4 protein-coding genes are annotated in these 4019 nt (G+C 34.5%); all 4 read right to left on the bottom strand.

Annotation, left to right across the window (positions count from 1 at the left end):
* A partial coding sequence (gene guaB, locus B3J44_RS00590) for an IMP dehydrogenase (protein ID WP_286964918.1) occupies window positions 1-869 on the bottom strand: 869 nt, incomplete at its 3' end.
* 198 nt (window positions 870-1067) lie between these two features.
* Window positions 1068-2396 (bottom strand): DUF5723 family protein, encoded by a 1329-nt coding sequence (locus B3J44_RS00585; protein ID WP_349678277.1) that lies wholly within the window; start codon window positions 2394-2396, stop codon window positions 1068-1070.
* 62 nt (window positions 2397-2458) lie between these two features.
* Entirely contained in the window at window positions 2459-2920 is a 462-nt protein-coding gene (locus tag B3J44_RS00580) for a hypothetical protein (protein ID WP_286964914.1), read from the bottom strand.
* A 168-nt stretch (window positions 2921-3088) separates the two neighbouring features.
* A complete protein-coding gene (locus tag B3J44_RS00575) occupies window positions 3089-3955 on the bottom strand; it encodes a hydroxymethylglutaryl-CoA lyase (protein ID WP_286964930.1) in 867 nt (288 codons plus the stop codon).
* Window positions 3956-4019 lie beyond the last annotated feature (64 nt).

Here is a 4019-nt window from a genome sequence, read left to right as displayed (position 1 = left end):
AAATATTTAGCAGCTTCTGGAGTTGCGATGTTTCCAACAATTACATCTATTTGAGGGAATTTTGATTTTACTTCTTTTAAAGTATTCACAACACCTTCTGTATGCCCGTGAGCAGTATCGATGATGATTGCGTCTACACCTGCAGCAACTAAAGCTTCAGCTCTTAAAACTGCATCTCCAGTAACTCCAATTGCAGCAGCAACTCTCAAACGACCAAAAGAATCTTTATTAGCGATAGGTTTTTGAGTCAATTTTGTAATATCTCTAAATGTAATTAAACCAACTAATTCGTTTTGAGCATTTACAACTGGTAATTTTTCGATTTTATGACCTTGCAAAACTACTTCTGCTTGTTCTAAAGAAGTTCCTTCTGCAACTGTTACTAAGTTTTGACTTGTCATAACCTCAGCAATTGGTCTTGCACCGTTTTTCTCAAAACGCAAATCACGGTTTGTAACGATACCTTTTAGGATTTTATTTTCGTCTACGATTGGAATACCACCGATTCCGAATTCTTTCATAGCGTTTTTTGCATCTGCAATAGTAGAGTTCATTGGTAATGTTACCGGATCGATAATCATACCTGCTTCTGCGCGTTTTACTTTTCGAACTTTTCCTGCTTGTTGTTCGATAGTCATATTTTTATGTAAAACACCAATACCTCCTTCTTGTGCCATAGCGATTGCCATTGCACTTTCTGTAACTGTATCCATAGCAGCAGATACAATTGGAACGTTTAATGTAATGTTTCTTGAGAATTTTGATTTAATGCTCACTTCGCGAGGAAGCACATTCGAGTAGTTAGGTACTAATAATACATCGTCGTAAGTTAAACCTTCGCCGATAATCTTGGAGTTGTGTGCTATCATGGTGCAATTTCTAGTTGAATTGCGTGCAAATATAGTGAATAAATTGGTAACTTGAATACTAAGTTATTCATAAATTTGCATTTACACGAATCATCTTACAAAAAAATACACCCAAGCCCAGGTGGAAATGGAGAGCCCCGAAAAGCCAAAAAGCTTTTTTCTGATTTAAAAAAACGACTACTAATAATATAAATAAAATTAATCTTCTCTGTCTTGAAAAACGAAATTGATTCCGAGTTGGAAAGCGGCACTACTGGCTTTGGAAATGTCTTTATATTCTAAAACATTATTGACTAAAGCATAAATATTTACTGGGCCAATTGCCCCTGAAAGACCTAGACCAATATTTTTATTCGAAAAAGTATCTAAGGTATAAGTTGCTTTAAGATCTAATTTTCTAAATATATTTCTTCTGTAAAAAGCAGTCAAAGCAACCAAAGGTTCGCGGGGAGCAGACATTCCGAAAACCTGAAGTCCAGCGGCATTTTTATAAAATTTTTCGACATTGCCATGACAATTACACTCATCTGAACGTTTCTCTCCGAAAGAGTATTGAATAGAAGAATAAATTTTTGTTGGACGCCAAGTAGTATATTTATTATGGAGTGTATCTCTTGGTATTGCACGATCAAATTCGTCAAAGACATTTTCTGGATCATCTGAACCTAAAAAGTCAGGATTTGCCCCATTGTATTGGTAAGTTCCTTTATAGGTAAGCGTTTCAATGTCTTTGGTCTGTCTCACAAAACCTAAATCGACAACGCTTGCTGTAAACTGCAAATTGTCTTTTATATAATAGGTAATTCCTGCATCTACACCAAAACCAAGACTTCCATTAAAAAAGGTATTATGGGCAATGTCACGAATTACATTTCCTTCGTATTCATCTTTTGTAAAACGGGCTAGTCCAGAAGTTTTTAATTCTAAATTGGAAGAAATGATCTGGTTATAAAGATTTGGAGTTCCTGGCTGCTCACCTGTATAAATGTAACCTGAGTTTTTGGTAGAAGTTGCATTTGCACCGCTTGAATAAATTTTGGCACGTCCTCCATAAACAAATTTATCATTTACTTTTTTATGAAAACCAACATGAAAAACAGAAAGCACTTCGGCTTTCATATTCAAATCGCCTAGATTAAACGATTTTCCGATATAATCTCGATTTCCGTTTAAAGCCAGTAAAGCCAGATCTTTTGGAACAAACATGAAGAAATCAAATTCCTGATACAATCCAAACGAAATATAAGAACGACTTTCTCTGCCTCCAACTCTAAATCCGCCAGAAAATATCTCCAATTGTTGGTTGGTCACTACCTTATCTTTACTGGAAGATTTATTGATAACATCTCTAACTTTTTGATTAAAATCGACCCCATCATTTGAAAATAAATCATAGGCCGAAAAACTGCTAGAACCCACATTGGCTGAAATTCCAGATAAGACCGGAAATCCAAAGTAATACTTATACGAAACATCGGCTCCGGGATTTACAAGCGAAGACTGTGGAATTGAAGTAAAATTATACAATAGCTCTCTGTTTTGGGCAAAACAAGAAAGATGAAAAAATAAACAAAGGATTAGCGTTTTTCTCATTCGATTACTAGATAAGCCGTTGCACTGGATCTTAATCTTAAATTTCCTTCACTGTTAGCATTTAAAGGAGGTCCAGCAGCAATTAATACAACAAAACCAATTTTTTGGGTTTGTTTTAAAAGGTCTAATCGCGTGTTTTCAAAAACTTCTGTGGGATATTTTATAACATTTGGCGTTCCTTTATAGGATGGAACATTAAAAGATATTGTTTCTAAGACTTGATTGTCTTTGTCAAGCAAAAGCATATTTAAGACAAAAGTACGCTCGATATTATTTTCGACTTCAAAATCAAATTCGGCTTTCTTAAGGCGTTCTGTAAAAAATTTGTTTTTAAAAACATCAAAATCTCTTACGTCGTATATAATATTGGTTCCGCCATCATCTATAAGTCTATTTGCAGGAACATTAAAATATGCTAAGTTGGCAACAAAAACAGGCTCAATCTTAAAATCGTTCACCTGATCGAAGTTTAAATCGCTAGAACAGGAAAATAATAAAAAAACTGAAAATAGTAAACTTAAAATTTTACTTAATAATCTTGATCTCATGATAATAATTATATCAATAATAAATGTAACGCATTATTTCTGCAATCATTATCTAAAGTAAGAAAATATAACTATTTTTTAATGAAACTTTCCAAACAATTTCGAAGCTTCATTATATGCACTTTCAAAACTAAGAGAATTAAGTCCTGTTATTTTTTTATTGGCAGTAAAATAAGAAACCAATTTTTCTGTCGGCATATTTCCTGTTAGCTTATCGGTCGCCATTGGGCAGCCGCCAAAACCTTGAATAGCTCCATCAAAACGAATACAGCCTGCTTTTGCGGCAGCATCAATTTTTTCGAACCAGCTTTCTGGTGTTGTATGAAGATGAGCACCAAACTCAATTTGAGGATATTTCGGAATTAAATCTGAAAACAAATAGGTTATTACTTCCGGCGTAGAAGTTCCGACTGTATCTGAAAGTGATAGAATCTTTACTCCCATTCCAGCCAATTTCTCAGTCCATTCGGCTACTATTTCAACATTCCATGGATCACCATACGGATTTCCGAATCCCATTGAAAGATACGTTACTACTTCTTTGTTTTTCTTATTGGCAACTTCTAGAATTTCTTCTAAAGTGACCAAAGATTCTGCGATAGTTTTGTGCGTGTTACGCATCTGAAAGTTCTCAGAAATGGAAAAAGGAAAACCTAAATATTGGATTTGCTCATATTCTGAAGCCGTGACTGCTCCTTGTGTATTGGCAATAATAGATAACAATTTGCTTGTTGTTTGCGATAAATCAAGCTGTTCTAAAACAGCGGCAGTATCCTGCATTTGCGGAATAGCTTTTGGAGAAACAAAACTTCCAAAATCGATGGTATCAAAGCCAACTCGCAACAAAGCTTGTATGTAAGTAACTTTATTTTTTGTTGGAATAAAATCCTTAATGCCTTGCATGGCATCTCGAGGGCATTCGATGATTTTGATTTCTTTGTTCAAAGCGTATTCTTTTCTAAAGGCTAAGTTAGTTTCTTTTTTAATGAAATAAAAGAGAATTTTATGT

The organism is Flavobacterium sp. UBA4854, assembly GCF_002399805.1.
In the GTDB taxonomy this organism is placed as follows: Bacteria; Bacteroidota; Bacteroidia; order Flavobacteriales; family Flavobacteriaceae; genus Flavobacterium; species Flavobacterium ginsengisoli.
The sequence above is the reverse complement of the archived record's forward strand: the minus strand, read 5'-3'. Positions and strand labels throughout refer to the sequence as shown.